This window comes from Komagataeibacter kakiaceti JCM 25156, from assembly GCF_000613305.1.
The window spans coordinates 1-1,860 of sequence record NZ_BAIO01000466.1; the positions used below are offsets into that span (position 1 = coordinate 1).

Genomic DNA, 1,860 nt, shown 5'->3' on the forward strand with positions numbered 1-1,860 from the left:
GGCGCTGGGGGGGCGCCGCGCCGGAGCCGCTGGCGCGGCTCAATGCCAGTTCGGTTCCCGCCAATGGCATCATCCTGACGGTCGCGGTCTATCTGGCCGGGGTCATGCTGAACTATGTCGTGCCATCGCAGGTGTTCGAAATCGTGCTCAACATGGCGGCGCTGGGCATCATCAGCACATGGGCCTTCATCCTGCTCAGCCAGATCAGGCTGCGTCAGGCCGTGCGCGACGGACGCATCCGTTCCGCCGGGTTTGAAATGCCGGGGGCTCCCTTCACCTCGTGGCTGACGCTGGGCTTTCTGGGCTGCGTGGTCGTGCTGATGGCGCTGGATTACCCCAATGGCACGGCCACCGTGGCCAGCGCGCCCGTGGTGGGGGTGCTGCTGATGCTGGGCTGGAAATACATGAACCATCGCCGCCCTGCCGCGCCGCCTCCCATTTCCCTGTCATAACACGGCTGCGCGATTAGCGGGGTGGGGTCTTGATGTCCTGGCCCGCCATGGGGCATATCAACCCGTCACATCCCTGCCCCCAATAAGCAGACCCCGTGCCGCACAGCCATGCGTCACGGGAAAATCACCAGGAAATGGCCGTCCACCATGCTTGCCTTACGGCGCGCCCACGCGATCACGCGCCGGGGTCGCGCAGCTTTTTTCCGCCCTCCTTCGGCCCCCGCCCCCCATTCCGGCGGCCCCATATCCGGCAGGGTGCAAGCCGGAACACTCCCCGCGTTGTGCTGTCCGGCCTCATCCTGCTCGCCAGCATGGCGTCTGCTCGGGCGGAAAATACCGGCAATGGCAGGATGGGCGGATCACAGGGATCACATGAGAATTTCGACCAGTGGTACACCGGCTCCCTGATCTCCCCCTCCGGCGCGCTGACGGAAAAGGGGACATTCGCGTGGGAGCCATATTTCTATTACAGCCAGCCGGTCGGTTATCTGGACCATGCGGGGCGGAGCCAGCCGCTTGGTGACCGGGCGCATGATGTATCGAGCCTGACGCTGTACAAATACTCCATTACCGATTCGATCAGCCTGCAGATGACACCCACCATATCCTATGGCTGGCGCAGGGGGCACGCCACGACCAGCGGCCTGAAGATGGGCGACCTGCCGGTGGATGTGATGTGGCGCTATCTCGACGCCGACCCCGAACGCTTCATCCCCGCCCTCAGCCTGTTCGCGGGTGTCGCGTTCCCGACGGGGGATTACAGCAGGCTGGGCCGTGACGAGGACGGCGTGGGCACGGGCACCTACACATTCCGCGTGGCGATGACGGAGCAGTCCACCTACATCCTGCCCGGCCACCACGCCCTGCGCCTGCGCATGTGGGGCACGTTCCGCCGCGCGCTGACGCAGGCCCGCATTGCCGATACCAGCAGTTATGGCACCTCTGCCGGGTTTCGGGGGCTGGCGCATCCGGGCATGTATGGAGAGAGCGGATTTTCGCTGGAATACGGCATCAGCCAGAAATGGGTCATCGCCATGGATCTGGCGCGCGACTGGGCCGATGGCGCGGTCGTGCGGGGTTATACCGCGCAGGGAAAATACCAGCACACGGTGGAGAAGCATCGGGGGACTGGGTGATCGCACCCGCCGTTGAATATAACTGGTCGCCCCGCTTTGGCGTGATCGTGGGGGTGACGGCCATGTTCGCGGGGCATGATACCGGGCGGGTCATCTCCCACAGGTGGCGTTCAACAGCGTGTTCTGACCGCGTGGGTCAGGGCATGTCGAACAGCGCCTGAATGGCGTCGCCATCCTGTCCGGCCATCAACGCCAGCGCCAGCAGGATCCGCGCCTGTTTCGGGCGCATGTGGCCCGCCGCCAGAATACCGCGCTGGCACAGTTCGCGCCGC

Annotated in this window: 2 pseudogenes; both read left to right on the forward strand. The window is 65.1% G+C overall.

Annotated elements, in window-relative coordinates:
• Positions 1-452: pseudogene (locus JCM25156_RS25120) on the forward strand (amino acid permease); the annotation flags it as partial.
• Positions 453-763: 311 nt separating this feature from the next.
• Positions 764-1,715 (forward strand): annotated as a pseudogene (locus JCM25156_RS25125) (hypothetical protein).
• The last annotated feature ends 145 nt before the right edge of the window (positions 1,716-1,860 follow it).